The organism is Rosenbergiella collisarenosi (assembly GCF_018494085.1).
In the GTDB taxonomy this organism is placed as follows: Bacteria; Pseudomonadota; Gammaproteobacteria; order Enterobacterales; family Enterobacteriaceae; genus Rosenbergiella; species Rosenbergiella collisarenosi.
Map to the genome: position 1 here is coordinate 1 of NZ_JABBFP010000008.1, position 19,002 is coordinate 19,002.

Genomic DNA, 19,002 nt, shown 5'->3' on the forward strand with positions numbered 1-19,002 from the left:
GCGGGACTTGAACCCGCACAGCCTTACAGCCGAGGGATTTTAAATCCCTTGTGTCTACCGATTTCACCACCTGGGCAAATTCTATTTTGTCATTATCAAAGGGGATAATGATCGACTACTGAGTTACCCAATTTGGGTAGAACTGAATATTAACATCCGCTTAAGCGGTAATTCGACATTACAAACAGTGCTTATAATAAATATCGATGGTGCCCAGGGCGGGACTTGAACCCGCACAGCCTTACAGCCGAGGGATTTTAAATCCCTTGTGTCTACCGATTTCACCACCTGGGCAGAATTTGGAGGCGCGTCCCGGAGTCGAACCGAGGTACACGGATTTGCAATCCGCTGCATAGCCACTCTGCCAACGCGCCATAATTCTGGTACTGCTTTTCAGGAGAAGAAGACTCACTGAAGTTGAATTAACTTCTTGTTTTTCAAAGTGTTAATTCATATCCCTGTTCGGAATGGTGGCTATTATGGACTGTCTTCATGGGGTTGGCAATAGCCATAACCACTTTTTTTGGCATTTCAGCCTCGACCGACTGAAAAACCATCACTATGACGTAATGGTAAACAAAAATTGCTTAAGAATTCATTAGATCGTTACGTGATGCCTTGAGATATTGAAACATCGACCAAAACGTTAGGATTGCCGCAACGTACAACGCCACGATCCCTACCAACGTGAAGGCTTCTGAAGGACGCCAGAGCAGTGCTAAGAGTGCAAACATCTGTGCGCTAGTTTTAAACTTGCCAATCCAAGATACCGCGACACTACTACGTTTACCGATCTCTGCCATCCATTCGCGTAGCGCTGAAATAATAATTTCACGCGCGATCATCGTGGCCGCAGGTAAGGTTATCCACCAGCTATGGAAGTGTTCGGTCACTAATACTAGCGCGATGGCGACTAACACCTTATCGGCAACCGGATCGAGAAATGCCCCGAAGGCGGTAGTTTGTTTTAAACGACGTGCGAGAAACCCATCGAACCAATCGGTCACGGCGGCAATGACGAACAGCAATGCCGTAACGGTTGGCCCCCAACTAAAAGGCATGTAGAACGCTAGAACGAAAAAGGGGATCAGAATAACGCGAAACAGCGTTAAATACGTCGGTATTGTAAATTGCATATGCAACAGAGGCCTAGCAGTGTGAGCGAGGCCCTATGTTCCTACATTGTTCACCCTGTTTCAATGCTAGTGTTTAAGTGAATAAAATATTTTTTCGGCAAGACTGGAGGAAATGCCAGGAACGCTAGCGATTTCCTCAATAGAAGCATTTTTGAGCGGCTGTAGCCCGCCCATATATTTTAATAATTGCTGACGTCGTTTAGGGCCAATGCCTTCAATATCTTCTAAAGAACTGGTCGATTTTACTTTGGCGCGTTTTTTACGGTGCCCGGCGATCGCATGATTGTGTGACTCATCGCGGATATGTTGGATCAGGTGTAATGCCGGATCGTCTGCAGGGAGCGACATGCCCTCCCCCACCGGGATCTTAAACAGCGTCTCTAGCCCAGCCTTGCGATCACTCCCCTTCGCGACACCGAGTAACAGGGGTTTAGTCTTATCCCAGGGAACATCAAGCTGTGCGAAGACATCGATCGCCTGTGCAAGTTGCCCCTTGCCCCCATCGATAATAATCAGATCAGGGATTTTTTCAGGTTCTAACGGCTTACCATAACGACGGCGCAATACCTGGCGCATCGCCGCGTAGTCGTCCCCTGGGGTAATGCCCTCAATATTGAAGCGACGATATTCGGCACGCACCGGTCCTTGTGGATCGAACACTACGCAGGAGGCAATGGTTTGCTCACCCATCGTATGGCTAATATCGAAACATTCCATGCGCTGCAGCGTCGGTAAATTAAGATACTCGGTAAGGGCTTTGAAACGCTGAGTCAGTGTCGAGTACTGCGAGCGCTTGGCGACGAGCGCCGACGTCGCGTTAGTTCTCGCCAGCTTCAGATAACGCGCGCGATCGCCACGGGGTTGCGTTTGTAACTGAATTTTACGTCCTGCCAGTTCAGACAAGGAGTCACTCAGGACCTCTTTCTCCTCAAGGGGGAAATCAAGCAGGATGTGAGAAGGCAGTGAACGAGACTCGCTACCTTGCAGATAAAATTGACCGACGAAGGTTTGCACCACTTCGGTGAGTTCAGTATTGGGGGGCACTTTCGGGAAATAGCTGCGGCTACCCAGCACTTTTCCTTGGCGGATAAACAGCACATGAACACAAGCTAATCCAGAATCATACGCCACACTTATTGCATCCAGATCATCGCCTTGATTAGAGACAAACTGTTTCTCGGTGACTCGTCGCACCGCTTGGATTTGATCCCTAAGTCTGCCCGCTTCTTCAAATTTCAACGCCTGACTGGCTTGTTCCATTCTCGACACTAATTGGCGCAGGACTTGATCGTCCTTCCCCGACAAGAATAGACGCACGTAATCGGTCTGCAGTTTATACTCTTCTTCACTGACCAAGCCTTCAACACAAGGGCCAAGGCAGCGGCCGATTTGATATTGCAAACAAGGCCGGGTTCGGTTGCGGTAGACGCTATTCTCACATTGGCGGATAGGAAAAATTTTCTGTAGCAGGATGAGGGTTTCTTTCACCGCATAGCCATTTGGGAAAGGACCATAATAGTCCCCTTTCGCCTGTTTGGCTCCACGGTGCATCGCTAGCCGCGGGTGCTTATCACCACTCAAGAAAATAAACGGATAGGACTTATCATCACGCAATAATACGTTATAGCGTGGTTGGTAGAGCTTGATGTAATTATGTTCAAGCAACAACGCCTCGGTTTCGGTATGCGTGACCGTGACATCAATATGCGCGATATTAGCGACGAGCGCTTCAGTCTTGCGACTCCCGACGTGTTGACGAAAGTAGCTGCTCAGCCTTTTTTTAAGGTCTTTAGCTTTACCGACATAAATCACCTGCTGCTTAGCGTCGTACATTCGATACACGCCAGGCTGATGAGTTACATGTTTTAAAAATTCTTTTGCATCAAATTGTTCAGTCACACCGCCGCCCTAGGTCTAGAAATTTTCTTTCGTGGCTTATCGTTATCTCAATCTTGTCACGCTTATCACTATTATGGCTCACATAACTCTTCTCAGCTAGGTTCGGCGCTATATGGCAGTAAAGTTATTGTGCTACACTCTGCGCAATTTATTTATCAATTGGAGAGAACATAATGAGCCAAGCAATCACTACCGCTCAAGATGTTGAGAGTTTGTCGAAAGAAGTCACCTGTATGAAGATGTTAGTCGCCTGTATGTTGAAATCGATGGGGCAAGTCGATGCAGGTAAAGCTATCCTTCGTATGGAGCGTCAATTAGCGTGTTTAGAAGAGGGTGAAGATAAAACTCAATTCTCCGCTACCCTACAACAAATCAAAACTGCCTACCTCGCGTAATGCCTTAAATACCTCCTCTAACAGGAGGTATTTTCTACAATATTTCCTCTATTTAATACTTTGTGATGCCAATACGTCGCCGCCTATTCTCAAAGCTTAGCGGAGTATGTTACAAATCCCTTCTACGATCTAAAAATAACAATAACGATTGGCTATCATCATCACAGGAAATCTTTCATGACGAATCATACCGATCCCCAGCACTCGGAAACGGGTACAGGTTCATTGAAGCGCAGTTTGGATAATCGGCATATCCAATTAATCGCAATTGGCGGAGCAATCGGCACCGGCTTATTTATGGGCTCGGGCAAAACGATTAGCTTAGCCGGCCCTTCCATTATCTTTGTCTACATGCTGATCGGCTTTATGCTGTTTTTTGTAATGCGCGCAATGGGCGAATTACTACTCGCAAATCTGGAATACAAATCTTTCAGCGATTTCGCCGCAGATCTTTTAGGCCCTTGGGCTGGCTATTTTACCGGCTGGACCTACTGGTTTTGCTGGGTGGTCACCGGTGTCGCAGATATCGTGGCAATCAGCGCCTACTTCCAATTTTGGTTCCCAGATTTCTCGGTATGGTTGAGTGCCATTCTCTGTGTCGCTACTTTTTTAGTGCTGAATATCGCCACCGTAAAGCTATTCGGCGAGATGGAGTTCTGGTTCGCGATCATTAAGATTGTCGCTATCGTCAGCCTTATCGTGGTGGGTGTGGTGTTGATCGCCTCGCACTATGCGCTGCCGAACGGGACTTATGCCACGATGAGCAATATCTGGTCGCACGGCGGCATGTTCCCGAAAGGCGTTTCAGGGTTCTTTGCTGGTTTCCAGATTGCCGTCTTCGCCTTCGTAGGAATTGAACTGGTCGGAACCGCTGCAGCAGAGACTCATAACCCGCAGAAGGTGTTGCCTAAAGCCATCAACTCCATTCCACTGCGTATCATTATGTTCTACGTCTTGGCCCTATGCGTCATTATGGCGGTCACGCCTTGGAACGAGATCGATCCGACCCGTAGCCCGTTCGTGGCCATGTTTGTGCTAATTGGGCTCCCCGCTGCCGCAGGGATTGTGAACTTTGTGGTACTCACCTCTGCAGCGTCCTCCGCCAACAGTGGTATTTTCTCTACTAGCCGAATGCTGTTTGGCTTATCGGAACAGGGCGTCGCCTCGAAGCGGTTTGGCCGATTATCTAAGCGGTCTGTACCCGTGAATGGATTACTCTTCTCATGCTTATGCCTATTTCTGGGCGTCGCATTGATCTACTTAATCCCGAATGTGATGACCGTCTTTACCCTAGTCACCACCGTTTCGGCCATTCTATTTATGTTCGTCTGGTCGATTATTCTCTGCTCTTACCTCGTCTATCGTAAGAAATTCCCAGAGAAGCATCAGGCATCGTCGTTCAAGATGCCTGGCGGTAAAGCCATGTGTTGGGTCGTACTGGCTTTCTTTGCTTTTATTATCGTGTTGTTGACACTACAACCCGACACGCGTCAGGCACTCAGCGTGACGCCAATCTGGTTCGTGCTGTTAGCCATCGGCTGGTGGTTCAAGCGTAAAAAGCTTAATGCGTAGTGAATGACAAAACGGGCCAGCTGGCCCGTTTTTATTTACCGCGCGCGGTTCGACGCCGAAGTTTAAGTTCGCTAACCAACACTCCTGCCACAATTAATACGCCCCCCAGTAGCGCTAGGCTAGGTAAGACCTCCCCCGCTAAACGCCCGGCCACTCCAGCCCAGACAGGCTCACCCGCATAAATAACGGTAGCACGGGTGGGAGAGACACTCTGCTGAGCCCAGTTCATAGTCAGCTGAATAATGGCACTCATTAACCCTAACCCCGCAGCACTTAATAGAACCGAGGATGACAGGTGAGTGGCAGACTCCCCCGCAGGAACCATAAATAAGAATGAAAACAGCGAGGCCGCGGCGAGCTGAATGATAGTGACCCGCTTCGTATCAACCTGCCCGGCATAGCCGCTAATCAGGATAATCTCTCCCGCTATTGCCAATGTACTTAGGAGCGTAACGCACTCGCCGATCCCCAGACCTGCCGTCGTACCGCCGCTGTTCCCAGATAAAAGCAGTAAACCAATAAAGGCTAGCACGATGCCACACCACGACATCAGTCGCGGGGGACGTTTTAAGAAAATCCATTGCAATAGCGGTACTAACGGCACATACATTGCGGTCATAAAGGCCGATTGGCTGCTGGAGATTGTCTGCATGCCCCACGTCTGAAAGCTATAGCCAATCGCGATACAAAAACCGATCAGTCCACCCGCTTGCAGATCTTTCGCCGTCATCCCACCTAGACTTCGCCAAAATACAGCCGCGAGTAGCAGCGCTGCGACCGCGAAACGGATACCCACGAAAAAGAAAGGACTGGCGCTTCGCATTGCGTGATGCACGATAAGGAAGGTTGCTCCCCAGAGCATTGTAATAAGAATGAGCGTGGCTTCTTGCCGAGACACCTTGATTGCAACGGGCGATTTCACTGGCTTTCCTTTGAGTTTGGATAAGAACGATAGAGTGTAGGACGTTAGCGATAGACCGCTTGTTGACCTCAAACAGCCTTGTAGCCGTTATAAGCTAAATCATCGAGAAGGAGGGAAGATAACATGAAGCGAGAAAGCAAAAAACCAGCCGTAGGCTGGTTTCTTAAATAGTGGCGGAGGAGGAGAGATTCGAACTCTCGGATGGTTGCCCATCGGCGGTTTTCAAGACCGCTGCCTTCAGCCGCTCGGCCACCCCTCCGCAATGAGGCGCACTATAAACACTCCCCTAATTATTGTAAATAGCGAAATGTATCGTTCGCTTGAAAAACAAGCAAAATAACGCTTTATGCCGATAAAACAGTCAAAAAGCAGGTATAACCAAGGTCAGACTGAGGTAAAGATGGGTAAAACGCCTTCAATCCCCGCGTAGAGTTGATTAATTTGTAGCAACCACAATAATAAAGGGATGTATCATGGAAAAAACAATTACTTCATCTCGGCTTAGCCAGGTCATTACTTCTCATCACGTTTTACGCAACACCTATCTATTATTAGCACTAACGCTAACGTTCTCTGCGTTAACGGCTACCGCGAGCACGCTGCTTAACCTCCCTGCCCCTGGATTTATCCTGACTTTGGCAGGCTTTTACGGTTTGATGTATTTAACGCATCGCTTAGCCGACCGTCCGGTGGGTATCCTTGCCGCGTTTGCCTTCACCGGGTTCCTCGGTTACTGCCTCGGGCCAATTCTTAGTCGTTATCTGAGCCTAGGCATGGGTGAGACCATCGCCTTTGCTTTAGCAGGCACCGCAGTGGTATTTTTCTGCTGTTCAGCGTATGTCCTGACGACGCGCCGCGATATGTCTTTCTTGCAGGGGATGTTGGTTACGGGGTTTGTCGTCCTGTTAGTCGCGGTTATTGCGAATCTTTTCTTACACCTTCCCGCGCTTCAGATGACGATTAGTGTACTGTTTATTCTCTTTTCGTCCGCGGCCATTCTTTGGGAAACGAGCAATATAGTCCAGGGTGGTGAAACCAATTATATTCGCGCCACCGTAAGCTTATATGTTTCGCTCTACAATATTTTTGTGAGCCTTCTCAGCCTATTGGGAATAACCTCTCGTAACGATTAAGTTCTATAAACCTAGTCGACCGACAGCCTTTAGTAATAAAGGCTGTTTTTTTAGGTATGAAACTTGGTAACATCGCGGGGTTGATGGATGGGATGATAACGATGATGTTCGATAATAAAGAAATAGAGACCGATAACGAAGGTTACTTGAAAAATAGTGCTGACTGGGGTGAACCCCTTGCGGAATCCATCGCTCAGCGCGAAGCGATCACTCTCACCCCGGAACATTGGCAAGTTATCTATTTCGTCAGAGATTTCTACACAGAGTTTAATACTTCACCGGCCATTCGCATGCTAGTTAAAGCGATGGCGAAAAAATTTGGTGAAGAAAAAGGCAATAGCCGCTATTTATTCCGCCTTTTCCCAGAAGGACCTGCCAAACAGGCAACGAAAATCGCAGGGCTACCTAAGCCCGCTAAATGTTTATAAGCCGATAGAGACGAAAAAACGTTTGCTCTCGGCGATACCCTTTTACCACCCCTAACGTTAAGATTATTATGACTGCACGAATTATTCTGGCGAAAGGACGCGAAAAATCGCTCCTTCGTAAACATCCTTGGATCTTCTCCGGCGCAATCGCCAAAATGGAAGGTAAAGCCTCTTCTGGCGATACCGTCGATGTGTGCGACTCAACGGGTCGTTGGCTTGCCAAAGCGGCCTTTTCTCCCTCCTCGCAAATCCGTGCGCGCGTGTGGAGTTTCGATCCCAACGAAAGCATCGATATCGACTTCTTTGTGCGTAAACTCTCGCAAGCACTGAAACTGCGTACTTGGCTTGCCGAAAAAGATAATCTCGATAGTTATCGGCTGATCGCTGGCGAGTCAGACGGCCTACCGGGCATCACCATCGACAGATTTGGCCAATTCTTGGTATTACAGCTCCTCTCTGCCGGAGCGGAATATCAACGCCCTGCCCTGACCACTGCACTGCAACAGGTCTTTCCCGATTGCCATCTTTATGAGCGCTCAGATGTTGCGGTAAGGAAGAAAGAGGGTCTGGAGCCAGTACAAGGCGTGATCGCGGGTGATACGCCTCCAGCATTACTGCCGATCACCGAGCATGGGATGAAGCTATTAGTTGATATCCAACATGGGCATAAGACCGGCTATTATCTCGATCAACGCGATAGCCGTTTCGGCCTGCGTCGCTATTCAGCAGACGCCGAAGTCTTAAACTGTTTCTCCTATACCGGTGGCTTTGCTGTCTCAGCCCTACTCGGCGGCTGTAAGAGCGTAACCAGCGTGGATACGTCGCAAGAAGCCTTAGACATTGCTCGTCAAAATATCACCTTGAACCAGCTCGACCTATCGAAAGCCGAGTTCCTGCGTGACGACGTATTTAAACTCCTGCGCCGTTATCGCGACGAAGGTAAGCGTTTCGATGTCATTGTGATGGACCCCCCGAAGTTTGTTGAAAATAAAAACCAACTGATGGGCGCCTGCCGCGGTTATAAAGATATCAATATGTTGGCGATGCAATTGTTGCGTCCAGGTGGCTTTTTGCTGACGTTCTCGTGCTCTGGACTGATGACGACGGATCTGTTCCAAAAAATCATCGCCGATGCCGCCGTTGATGCCGGACGTACCGCACAGTTTATCGAGCAATTTCGCCAGGCGGCTGATCACCCGGTGAGCAGCGCTTATCCAGAAGGGTTATATTTAAAAGGCTTCGTTTGCCAAGTCGACTGACTTGAAAAAAAGATAATTGCCCCCAGATCTCTCATCACTACACTGTTGGAGACTATTATGATCAGCTGCAAATTCGGAATTGGTCAGCACGTGCGTCATCAACTGACGGGAGCGTTGGGGGTGATTGTCGATATGGACCCGGCGTATGCACTCCAAACGCCCACCCCACAAAGCCTCATCATTCACGAAGGATTGTTAGTGCTGCCTTGGTACTATGTGGTGATGGAAGATGAAGGGGGCGACACGGTGCAAACCTACGTCGCAGAATCGCAATTAACCGGGGAACTGTCTAATGAGCACCTCGATAACCCCGAGTTAGACGATATCGCAGAGCGCGTACGTTCGAAAATCACCTCCCCCCTTCTACGCCACTAAGCCCCCATGGGGCTTAGGCTTTCTTCGCCACGGGCACCCCAAGCTGTTTAAGTTCTCCGACGAAAGGCGAAGGGTTTTCCTGATTAAACAGCAGCCATGACCGCTGTTTGGCCCGGGTTAATGCGACATAGGCGAGTCGCCGTTCTTCTGCATGGGGATAGTCTTCTTGCACGGCTAACACTCCCCGCTCAATCACAGTTTCTTGATCCGCAGCAGGAAAGCCATCTTTACCGTCATTCATGCCACAGATTACGACATAGTCTGCTTCACGCCCCTTGCTCGCATGAATCGTCATAAATTCGACACTTAGGGTCGGCCAGCGCGTAGCTGCCTTATCGAGAACCTTAGGTTTGAGGTAGTGGTAGCGCGCTAACACTAGGACGGTTTCCTGCTTTGTAACGAAGCCACTAAGCTTATCGAACAGCGCTTCGAGCTGCGTTTCATGCAATAAGGTGATGGTCTTCTTATTGCCTTGGCGCAGGCTGGTGATGTACTTACGAAGCTGCGCAGGGTTCTGCTGGATAAATTGCGAAGCGATATCGCTTTGACGCTGATCGAAGCGATAGGTCGTATCTAGTTGACAGAGTGCAGCCTCGCCAAAGTAGTGGGCGAATTTGGTGGTTAAATCGAGTTGCGCGCCTGCGAAGCGATATATCGCCTGCCAATCATCGCCGACGGCGTAGAGATGGCTATGCTTATTCTGCTGACGTAATAGCGAAATCAGCCTCGCGCGTTGGGGTGAGATATCTTGAAATTCATCGACGAGAAGGTATTTCCAAGGGCTGATAAAGCGGCCTTTCTCAATCAGCCCACAGGCCTGCTCGATAAGACTCGTAAAGTCGACGGCTCCCTCTTCTTTTAACGCCGCCTTCCACGCCTTTAGAATCGGCGTCATCAATTTGATCCGCTTCGTAAATAACGGGCGATCCTCTTCGTTGACCTGCTCAATCATTTGCGCTTGAGTTCCACCGTGCATTCTGATTAGGCCCAGCCATTTATCTAATAATACCGGTATTTTCTTCTGAATATCGGGCTGTTGCCAGTAAAGAGGCTCAGTAACCGACCAGCCTAGATCCTCTTCAAGGCAGTGCCGCCATTGATTTGCTGCGGCTTTTTTCTGACTACATTGTTCAATCCACTGATCGAGTAACAATTTATGGCGCTCTGCCGTATTACTTTCTAGCTCCGTTATTGTCGGGGTTTTATTAGTAACTTGCTGAATGATCGCTAACGCCAGACTATGAAAGGTTTTGGCAGTGACCTGTGCTGCTGCCGTACGCTCGGTAATGCGCTGATTAAGTTCCTCTGCGGCTTTTCGACCAAAGGCCAATACCAGGATCTGCTCAGCGAGAGCCTGTTTACGCAGTATTAACCATGCGGTTTTCGCTACCAGCACCGATGTTTTACCGCTGCCGGCCCCCGCTAGGACTAAAACAGATTTTTCGTCGTTCATCACGGCTTGCCGCTGGGAGGAATTTAACGGGGAGCGTTCTACGGTGGCGAAAAACTCAGCATAGTTTTTTTCTAATTGCGCCATCCATTGCTGATTGCGTTGTTGACGCTGAGTTTCCGGCGCCGTTAACCACGATTGGCAAAACTGCCAGCGGCTATAACTATTGGGAAACTCTTTTAATCGAATCGTTGGGAGAGGCAGCGCGGTAAGGGCATCGTGAATGTGAGACTGTAAGTCACCTAACGACACTTGTGTCAGCCAACCATCTTTTTGTACACGTTGCAGAATGAATGTCTCGGTTTCCTGCAGCAGCTGATCACAAATGGTGACCATCTGTTCCGTCCACGACTGCCACGCTTGCATGAGATGTTGCCAGAAGCGTTGTGTTTCTAGCCACTCTGTTCCATGGAGACGAACCACCTTTTGGTCCGCGAGTTCAAACTCCAATTCGCCCCACACGACTCCGCGCTTGCAACGGATACCGATCAATTGGTTAAAAGGTATAATGTATTCATGATGATCGCCTGAAACCTCGATCCCTGCGCTAAGCATACGAACCCGATGATAAGGATGCTGTGCGAGCTTCTTTCCGATTGACGTTGCTTTTAGTTCCATGCACCTGACCATTGATTTACACTATCTCTGTTTTCGATTTTAACTGCCAATAGGCCGAGCCTCCAGATAAATCTACCTCGATATAAACTTCAATAGGGATGATCATTGCATGCGAAGTGTGCTCAATATTTTAAATTTTTTCCTCGGCGGTTTTTTTACCAGCCTCTCTTGGTTAATCGTAACGCTATTAACCGTGGTCTTTATTTTTACCCTTCCACTGACGCGTTCATGTTGGGAAATTACAAAACTATCGTTCGTCCCCTTCGGTAATGAGGCCGTACATGTCGATCTACTGAGACCCGAAAGTAAAAATCGCCTCATGAATTCTGGCGGTACCTTACTCAATGTCGTGTGGCTGGTGCTCTTCGGTTGGTGGCTCTGTCTCTCACATATCTCTGTCGGGATTGCACAGTGTGTGACGATAATCGGTATCCCTACTGGTCTTGCACATTTCAAAATTGCCGTGATCGCGTTGTGGCCAGTCGGGCGTCGCGTGGTCAGCGTAGAGCAAGCTCAAGCCGCGCGTGACAGCGCAGCGCGACTACAATACGGTAACTGATCGTGATCCCTCGCCGCGCACTTCATCGACACTGGCAACATTACGTTCTGAATCGGCTATGGCAAGAGCCGGTTAGGATCTTTCTCGCGATGAGTTGCGTGGCAATTTTTGCTTGGCAGCACCATACGGTGATCTGGACGATCCCCCTTATCCTTGGGATTGTCGCAGCAGCCCTCACCGATATCGACGACCGTCTCACGGGTCGTGTAAAGAATATTGTTATTACGCTGGTGAGTTTCGCTATCGCCACGACGAGCGTTGAGTTACTTTTCCCCTATCCGGCATTATTTATTTGTGGGTTAGGTCTATCAAGCTGGGCATTTATCATGCTTGGCGCCTTAGGGCAGCGCTACGCAACGATCGCTTTTGGCGCTATCTTGATTGCTATTTATACCATGTTGGGGATTGGACTGTTCCCTAAATGGTATATACAGCCTTTATTCCTGCTTGCTGGCGCGGGGGTGTACTATCTTTTTACGCTATTTAACCATCTTCTTTTTCCTGCTCGCCCGGTAGAGGCACAGTTGATTAGCACTTATAACGCACTTGCTAAATATCTAGACACTAAAGCGACACTGTTCGACCCCGATGGCGACGCGCAACAAGCCCGCCCCTTGTACAAGGTGTCGCTGGCAAATAGTCAGTTGGTTCAGCAACTCAATACCGTTAAAACTGCCATCCAGAGTCGCCTACGCGGAGACCGGGCAAGTAGCGCTAGCCGACGTGCTCTGCTTTACTACTTCGTCGCGCAGGAAATCCACGAACGAGCGAACTCATCACATATCGATCATCCCCGCTTACAGGATGACTGGCACTTCAATGAGTTGATGTTCCGCTTTGAACGTTTACTGCATCAACAAGCACTAGCCTGTCGCAATATTGCAGAGAGCCTACAGACCAAACAAGATTACCACCATAGTCGTAATTTCGAACGCGCCTTCCTGAAAGTTGAGGCTGCTCTTGAAAGAATATCTTCTTTTGCTGAAAAAGAGAGTTGCGAACGGTTACGTTGGTTGTTGAAGAATTTACGGGCCATCGATAGCCAACTTGCATCTGTCGCCTCGGAGCAGCTTGCGGCTACCGATTGGCACACGATCGACACTGAACTTTCTTTCGAGGGGTTACAGGGATGGCAGGATATAAAATCACGTTTCAAAAGCCATCTTACCCCTAAGTCTCCGTTATTTCGGCACGCCTTTAGAGTCAGTATTGTGCTCTGCCTCGGGTATTTATTTATTCAGACCATCGGCTTAGAACGCGGCTACTGGATACTTCTCACCTCGCTGTTTGTTTGCCAACCTAACTACTCCGCGACTAAACGCCGCTTAGCATTGAGAGTTATCGGAACGCTTGTCGGAATAGCGATTGGCTTACCTTTACTCTGGCTCGTGCCTTCATTACCTGGTCAATTAGTCGCCATTGTACTATTCGGCGTCTTATTCTTTTTATTTAGGCAGGTGCAATACGCGCAGGCCACGCTCTTTATTACATTAATGGTTCTATTTTGTTTTAACTTGCTTGGGGAAGGGTTTAACGTCGCGTTACCACGTATTACCGATACATTAATCGGTTGTGGACTGGCTTGGCTAGCAGTGAGTTATATTTTCCCCGATTGGCATTATCGACAATTTTCAGCCGTCATTGCAAAAGCTTACGCTGCTAATCTGGATTACTTAAAAGCGGTTACTTATCAGTATCAAAACGGTAAAGATAATGGCGTCGCGTACCGTATCGCCCGGCGTAATGCACATAACGCCGATGCTGAGCTCGCGTCGGTGATTACCCTTTCTGAAGAAAAAGCTTGGCCAAGCCTAGCCGCGAAAGAACGCTCTTTTTCAATACTGTGTACCAATCATAGCTTATTAAGCTACATTGCGGCGCTAGGGGCTCACCGCCAGCGTATTGGTAACCAGCAGTTAGTTGACTTATTGCATGATCTTGCCGCCTACGCAGAGGGCCATCAGCATCTTAATAATGAGGAGATGTCGGCTGCCCTCGCAGCGCTTAGATTACGCGCTGATTCCTTAGAGATTGATGACGAGCCACAAAAAGCACTGATTATTCAGCAGGTCTCATTGATCATTCATACTCTGAGCGAGATAAATAAAGCTAAACCGCTACAGTTAATACTGTAGGGTGCGTTAAGGTAGGTATCGAACGACTAGCGGTAAAAGCGCTATGCCACCGTATGAGTTCGTGCCTAACGCTTTGCGGTAGAACAGCATGGTGAATACCCATGATTGCCCCTTGTAGATAAAAGAGCGTTGGAAGCCCCAGATGCTTATTACGTTGATACATTAAGGTCCAGCATTGTTGGACACCGGCGTTACGTAACTGCTCTTCCGTATGGATACCGACTTCTCTTAACAACGTTTCAAAGCGGATCCCCAAGTTGGGGAGGTCCTTCAACCTACGGTGCGCCTGTTTGTATACTCTGCAGTTTTTTGCATCTTGTAGTGCAGCCCGCGAGAGTTTGAGTAGGCTTATCTCGTCCTGCCATAGTTGCTCACTCACGCTAAAATAATTTAATGCGATTGCACTACCTCTTTTAGAGAAAATGAAGGGATTAAGCGTATGTTGGCTAAGGTATTGCGACATGACTTCACTTCCTCGCAAATAAACTTCCCCCTGTTTCACTAGCGCAAATACGACGCTATCGATTGAAAGAGAATACCCTCCAAATTGGGTTTTAGATTGAATACAACCCAATGAACAGACTTTATTTGTGAAGTCTGCGATACATTGTTGAGAACGATTCATAGCGATCCTCCTGACCGTGAATTCACTAACTCATTGATATAAATATCCTTATAGGGGCATTTACCTTAAATAATTAAAAGTAGTTGTTCAATTAATAAATATAAAATGCTCGGTATGTATTCCAAATCTCTCAAAGGAGGCAAGAAATGATTGATCTTTGGGTGAAGTAGATTTACTGTATATCCATACAGTGCATAGGAGCTAACCATGATCACACCCCATTCTGTAAATGACACAACAAATTTGGCAATTTCTCTCTCAACGATGAATGACTCGCAGGGCGGGATGAACCAAATTTGTTATGATGATGCTTCGCCATCTCTCCTAAACCTATTGCTTTTACCGGCAATTAAACAACTGGGGCAGCAAGCAAAATGGATGTTATGGCTAACTCCCGAAAACCGACTTGATCGCGCTTGGTTAGAGCACTCAGGTATTTCACTGATTAAGTCTGTTCAGCTCCCCATGCTTACCCATGAACAGAAAATCGACTCAATGACCCAAGCGATTAAATCGGGTAATTATAGCGTGATCACTGTATGGCTAGATGATGAGTTAACACCTGAGCAAGAATATTCGTTAGATTACTCGGCCAAGGAGTCGGAAACTGTCGTCTTCGTTCTGCGCAATAATTCGACAAAAAAGCGCCTTGCCAGACAAGTCGAACGCTATAAAATTCCCACTTTTGCATTTCTTTAAGTTTATTGAGATTTATCTGAAGATTTTTTTTATCAAAATTTAAATCTGCTCAATTAACTAACACTCTCAGGCGGGACAACGCCTGCAAGCACGATTACATTTTTTATCGTTACCGAAGTTCAGTTTTAAATGTAACGGAATGTGTATAAAATGCTGTTTTTTACTGTACATCGTTATATCTTACTTGTAAGTTTTTAAACACGTTGTAGACTTTAGCTCGCTAGGGTGCTCAAAAACCTCCAGTTTTAGCTGAGTATAAAACGAGCGAAAAAGACCCAGCGAAGAATTGCAACGCAGAGCAAATTTTATGCTCATTGCCAATTTTGGATGATAACGAGGCGCAAAATGAAAAAAACAGCTATCGCAATTGCAGTGGCACTAGCAGGTTTAGCAACTACCGTTGCTCAAGCTGCACCAAAAGACGACACTTGGTACGTTGGTGGTAAATTAGGTTGGTCTCAATACCACGACACCGGTTTCTCTGGTAACCACTACCAAGTTACTAACGAAGCGCGTGACAACCAACTGGGTGCTGGTGCATTCGTTGGCTATCAAGCAAACCCATACTTAGGTTTCGAAATGGGTTATGACTGGTTAGGCCGTATGAAATATACTGGTCAAAACCACGGCGCATTCATCGGTCAAGGCGTTCAACTGGCAGCTAAACTTAGCTACCCAATCACTGACGACTTAGACGTTTATACTCGTTTAGGCGGCATGTTATGGCGTGTAGATGCTAAAGATTACCAAGGTCACCACAACATCGACACTGGCGTATCTCCTTTAGCAGCTGCTGGTTTCGAATATGCTCTGACTCAAAACTGGGCAACCCGTTTAGAATACCAATGGGTTAACAACATCGGTGACCGTAACACCACTGGTGCTCGTCCAGACAACGGCATGCTGAGCCTTGGCTTATCTTACCGTTTCGGTCAAGATGACGTTGCTCCAGCGCCAGCTCCAGCTCCAGCGCCAGCGCCAGTTGTTGAAACTAAGCACTTTACTCTGAAATCAGACGTACTGTTCAACTTCAACAAAGCAACTCTGAAAACTTCAGGCCAATCAGCACTGGATCAACTGTACTCACAGTTAAGCAACTTAGATCCTAAAGATGGTTCTGTTGTTGTTCTGGGCTTCACAGACCGTATCGGTTCTGATAGCTACAACCAAAACCTGTCTGAGAAACGTGCTCAATCAGTTGTGGATTACTTAGTATCTAAAGGTATCCCTTCTAACAAGATCTCTGCACGCGGTATGGGCGAATCTAACCCAGTTACTGGCAACACCTGTGACAACGTTAAGAAACGTGCTGCTCTGATCGACTGCTTAGGTCCAGATCGTCGCGTTGAAATCGAAGTTAAAGGCGTTAAAGACGTCGTTTCTCAGCCACAAGGCTAAGAGACAACAATAAAAAACCCCGCTTCTGCGGGGTTTTTTTTATTCTTTTTTTAGTTCCAAGATTGACGTAAGCCCTTCTTTGAGCGAACTCATTTGAGAAGCATATTTCTCTTTACGCTCGGCATCCTCGATTAACTGAACAATCGTCTCCGAAAGCGTAACTTCCCTTCGATGTGCTAATCCAGCCAGTCGTTGCCACACGAGGTATTCAAGATCGATAGATTTTTTTCGTGTGTGTTGCTGTTCCGCATTGAAATGGCGCTTACGTCTTGCGCGGATCGTTTGGCTCATTCGATTAGCGAGCTGAGGATTCATATGTTGCGAGATCCACGCAGAGATAGATTCAGGCTGATGCTCGTAACTCAAGAGCAGTCTTACCGCCTCATCGGCGGCTGATTGTTCTATGTGGCGCGTGATCAATTCACCTTCACGGTGTTTCTTGATTAAATATTTCCATTTCCAGCCTGACTCGAGATTCTCTAACTGTAAATATTTCATCAGGTTCCTTAAAATTAATCACTCGGCACTAGAATACCAGCTTTAGGTTTTTCTGCAGCCAAATTTGTCGTCCGCCGTCCCCACATCCACCTACATGGTGTCTCGAGTCGAACTACGATATAATTGCTCTTTTACGTTCAAGGCATAACAAGATTACTTTGACTAGCTCAACACTTTCATGGCAAGAACTTGTACCCGACGAGAAGCGGTTGCTCCCTCTCTTCTCTCGGGCATTATCAACAAGTACCACGGGGTTAGAATCCTTACAATCCCGGTTGCTCGACGCTATTGATCAGCTAAATAAGAACCCTCTCTGTTCATTATTATTGATTAAGATTGAAGAGCACCCTAGCAATGTTAAAGCACTTGCTCAGATAGTCGAACAACAACTGCCACAACGACTCGTTGATCGATGGGTTTATCACTCGCCCGCTGTTCACCAATTCCAATTACAGAAAGTGGTTGCCGATCATTTAGAATCTGCGGTTTATTATGCTGATTGGATTGAGTCAGATCAATTATTCGGTTATCTCTCGGAGCAGCAAGGGTCTTGGACTCCCGAATTGGGTCTCTTGCACCAGGCAAATGGGGGGACACTCATTCTCTCCACCCACTGCTTGCTAGCACAACCGCTTCTATGGTTACGTCTCAAAAAATTTATTAGCGAGCAACGTTTTTCGTGGCTATCCCCCGATCCGCGTAAGCCTCTGCCTATCCGTCTTCCCGATATCCCGCTAGCGGTTGACCTTATTTTGGTCGGTAGCCGCGAAAGTTTAGCGGAATTCAGCGAAATAGAACCAGAATTACACGCCAATGCTGTCTACACCGAAGTCGAACAGACTGCTGAAATCATCTCAGACCAGAACATTATCGATTGGGCTTCGTGGGTAGCGGTGCAGGCCGATATGCTTGAGCTTCCACGCCCTGACGCCGGTTTTTTATTACGGTTAATGCGAGAAGCCACTCGTTACACCAACGAGCTACAGCGCCTTCCAATAAGTTCTCTTTGGCTGCATAAACAACTTGGTGCCGCCTATGCTCAAGGGCATCGTTTAACGGCACAGAGCCTGTCACAAGCGCTTACGAAACAGACTTGGCGTGAGAGCTATCTACCCGAAGCCCTACAGCGTGATCTCGCAGCACCTCATAGTTTACTGGAAACTAAAGGCTCACGAGTGGGACAGATTAATGGTCTCTCTGTATTGGATCTTCCCGGGCACCCACGCCCATGGGGCGAACCTGCACGAATTAGTTGCTTGGTTCATTATGGTGATGGCGAAATTAATGACGTTGAGCGTAAAGCTGAATTATCGGGAAATATTCACGCCAAAGGTATGATGATCATTGAAGCCTGGCTGATGGCCGAGCTGGAACTTGAGCAACAGCTTCCGTTTAGCGCATCGATGGTGTTTGAGCAGTCCTATGCTGAAGTGGATGGCGATAGCGCATCACTCGCCGAATTAGCGGTACTCATCAGCGCGCTGTCATTCAAACCGATACAACAGGCGTTTGCGGTGACGGGTTCGGTCGATCAATTCGGGAATGTACAACCGGTGGGCGGACTTAATGAGAAAATTGAAGGCTTTTACCACCTTTGCCAACAACAGGGACTGACGGGAAAACAAGGTGTAATTTTACCGACGCGGAATTGTAGCCACTTATCGTTGTCAGATGAGGTTATCGAGGCGGTTAAACACCAGCAGTTTCACCTTTGGCCAGTCAGCACAGTTGATCAAGCTTTACAGCTTCTTATGTCTTGTCCTTGGACGTCTGAGAACGAGGAAGTGTCGTTGCTCAGTATTATTCAGCAGCGTATCGATGAAGCCCAACAGCCTACTAAACCTGCAGCAGGATTTTTTTCTCCTTTGCGGTGGCTAAAGCGTGATTAACACCTCTTGCTC

At 47.7% G+C, this 19,002-nt stretch carries 17 protein-coding genes and 3 tRNA genes; 11 read left to right on the top strand and 9 right to left on the bottom strand.

The features are described 5' to 3' along the window. Window positions 1–207 precede the first annotated feature (207 nt). From HGT70_RS12100 to uvrC, 4 genes are all read right to left on the bottom strand, one after another. Window positions 208–294, bottom strand: a tRNA-Leu gene (locus HGT70_RS12100). Window positions 295–300: 6 nt separating this feature from the next. After that, window positions 301–374: transfer RNA gene (locus tag HGT70_RS12105), tRNA-Cys, on the bottom strand. A 213-nt stretch (window positions 375–587) separates the two neighbouring features. Then, window positions 588–1,136 (bottom strand): CDP-diacylglycerol--glycerol-3-phosphate 3-phosphatidyltransferase, encoded by a 549-nt coding sequence (gene pgsA / locus HGT70_RS12110; protein ID WP_071434923.1) that lies wholly within the window; start codon window positions 1,134–1,136, stop codon window positions 588–590. Between the two features lie 66 nt (window positions 1,137–1,202). Continuing rightward, entirely contained in the window at window positions 1,203–3,035 is a 1,833-nt protein-coding gene (gene uvrC / locus HGT70_RS12115; protein WP_071434920.1) for an excinuclease ABC subunit UvrC, read from the bottom strand. Window positions 3,036–3,208: 173 nt separating this feature from the next. Between uvrC and HGT70_RS12120 the strand changes: the two genes are divergently transcribed. Together HGT70_RS12120 and cycA are read left to right on the top strand one after the other, a co-directional pair. Continuing rightward, window positions 3,209–3,430, top strand: coding sequence for a DUF2594 family protein (locus tag HGT70_RS12120; protein WP_071434918.1), 222 nt, complete (start codon window positions 3,209–3,211; stop codon window positions 3,428–3,430). A 177-nt stretch (window positions 3,431–3,607) separates the two neighbouring features. Next, window positions 3,608–5,002, top strand: a complete 1,395-nt coding sequence (cycA, locus tag HGT70_RS12125) for a D-serine/D-alanine/glycine transporter (RefSeq protein WP_071434917.1) — start codon at window positions 3,608–3,610, stop codon at window positions 5,000–5,002. Window positions 5,003–5,033: 31 nt separating this feature from the next. On the opposite strand, the gene HGT70_RS12130 is transcribed toward cycA, so the two are convergent. Further along, window positions 5,034–5,924 (bottom strand): EamA family transporter, encoded by an 891-nt coding sequence (locus HGT70_RS12130; protein ID WP_071434915.1) that lies wholly within the window; start codon window positions 5,922–5,924, stop codon window positions 5,034–5,036. Between the two features lie 171 nt (window positions 5,925–6,095). Next, window positions 6,096–6,183, bottom strand: a tRNA-Ser gene (locus tag HGT70_RS12135). Window positions 6,184–6,397: 214 nt separating this feature from the next. Between HGT70_RS12135 and yccA the strand changes: the two genes are divergently transcribed. The 4 genes from yccA to hspQ all read left to right on the top strand — a co-directional run bounded on the left by yccA (window position 6,398) and on the right by hspQ (window position 9,119). Further along, entirely contained in the window at window positions 6,398–7,057 is a 660-nt protein-coding gene (gene yccA, locus HGT70_RS12140; protein WP_214196008.1) for an FtsH protease modulator YccA, read from the top strand. Between the two features lie 101 nt (window positions 7,058–7,158). Further along, on the top strand, window positions 7,159–7,485 hold the full coding sequence (gene tusE, locus HGT70_RS12145) for a sulfurtransferase TusE (protein WP_071435286.1): 327 nt from the start codon (window positions 7,159–7,161) through the stop codon (window positions 7,483–7,485). A 68-nt stretch (window positions 7,486–7,553) separates the two neighbouring features. Further along, window positions 7,554–8,744 (top strand): 23S rRNA (cytosine(1962)-C(5))-methyltransferase RlmI, encoded by a 1,191-nt coding sequence (rlmI, locus tag HGT70_RS12150; RefSeq protein ID WP_071434911.1) that lies wholly within the window; start codon window positions 7,554–7,556, stop codon window positions 8,742–8,744. A 57-nt stretch (window positions 8,745–8,801) separates the two neighbouring features. After that, window positions 8,802–9,119 (top strand): heat shock protein HspQ, encoded by a 318-nt coding sequence (gene hspQ, locus HGT70_RS12155; RefSeq protein ID WP_071434909.1) that lies wholly within the window; start codon window positions 8,802–8,804, stop codon window positions 9,117–9,119. A 13-nt stretch (window positions 9,120–9,132) separates the two neighbouring features. Here hspQ and helD read toward each other — a convergent pair whose 3' ends face one another. Continuing rightward, window positions 9,133–11,187 carry a DNA helicase IV gene (helD, locus tag HGT70_RS12160; protein ID WP_214196010.1) on the bottom strand — a complete coding sequence of 685 codons (2,055 nt, stop codon included), beginning with the start codon at window positions 11,185–11,187 and terminating at the stop codon, window positions 9,133–9,135. Between the two features lie 109 nt (window positions 11,188–11,296). Here helD and HGT70_RS12165 point away from each other — a divergent pair, with 109 nt between their 5' ends. Beyond that, complete coding sequence (locus tag HGT70_RS12165; protein ID WP_071434905.1) at window positions 11,297–11,746, top strand: YccF domain-containing protein; 450 nt, start codon at window positions 11,297–11,299, stop codon at window positions 11,744–11,746. 2 nt (window positions 11,747–11,748) lie between these two features. Next, entirely contained in the window at window positions 11,749–13,881 is a 2,133-nt protein-coding gene (gene yccS, locus HGT70_RS12170) for a YccS family putative transporter (RefSeq protein ID WP_071434903.1), read from the top strand. On the opposite strand, the gene HGT70_RS12175 is transcribed toward yccS, so the two are convergent. Further along, window positions 13,856–14,506: a TfoX/Sxy family DNA transformation protein gene (locus HGT70_RS12175; RefSeq protein ID WP_071434901.1), complete on the bottom strand. Its 651-nt coding sequence runs from the start codon at window positions 14,504–14,506 to the stop codon at window positions 13,856–13,858. The genes yccS and HGT70_RS12175 overlap by 26 nt on opposite strands. 207 nt (window positions 14,507–14,713) lie before the next feature. Between HGT70_RS12175 and HGT70_RS12180 the strand changes: the two genes are divergently transcribed. Both HGT70_RS12180 and ompA read left to right on the top strand, forming a co-directional pair. Then, window positions 14,714–15,205 (top strand): SulA-like leucine-rich domain-containing protein, encoded by a 492-nt coding sequence (locus HGT70_RS12180; protein WP_071434899.1) that lies wholly within the window; start codon window positions 14,714–14,716, stop codon window positions 15,203–15,205. Window positions 15,206–15,550: 345 nt separating this feature from the next. Next, entirely contained in the window at window positions 15,551–16,603 is a 1,053-nt protein-coding gene (gene ompA, locus HGT70_RS12185) for a porin OmpA (RefSeq protein ID WP_214196012.1), read from the top strand. Between the two features lie 39 nt (window positions 16,604–16,642). Here ompA and matP read toward each other — a convergent pair whose 3' ends face one another. Continuing rightward, window positions 16,643–17,101, bottom strand: a complete 459-nt coding sequence (gene matP / locus HGT70_RS12190) for a macrodomain Ter protein MatP (RefSeq protein ID WP_214196014.1) — start codon at window positions 17,099–17,101, stop codon at window positions 16,643–16,645. Between the two features lie 158 nt (window positions 17,102–17,259). Between matP and HGT70_RS12195 the strand changes: the two genes are divergently transcribed. Then, on the top strand, window positions 17,260–18,990 hold the full coding sequence (locus HGT70_RS12195) for an AAA family ATPase (protein WP_214196016.1): 1,731 nt from the start codon (window positions 17,260–17,262) through the stop codon (window positions 18,988–18,990). The last annotated feature ends 12 nt before the right edge of the window (window positions 18,991–19,002 follow it).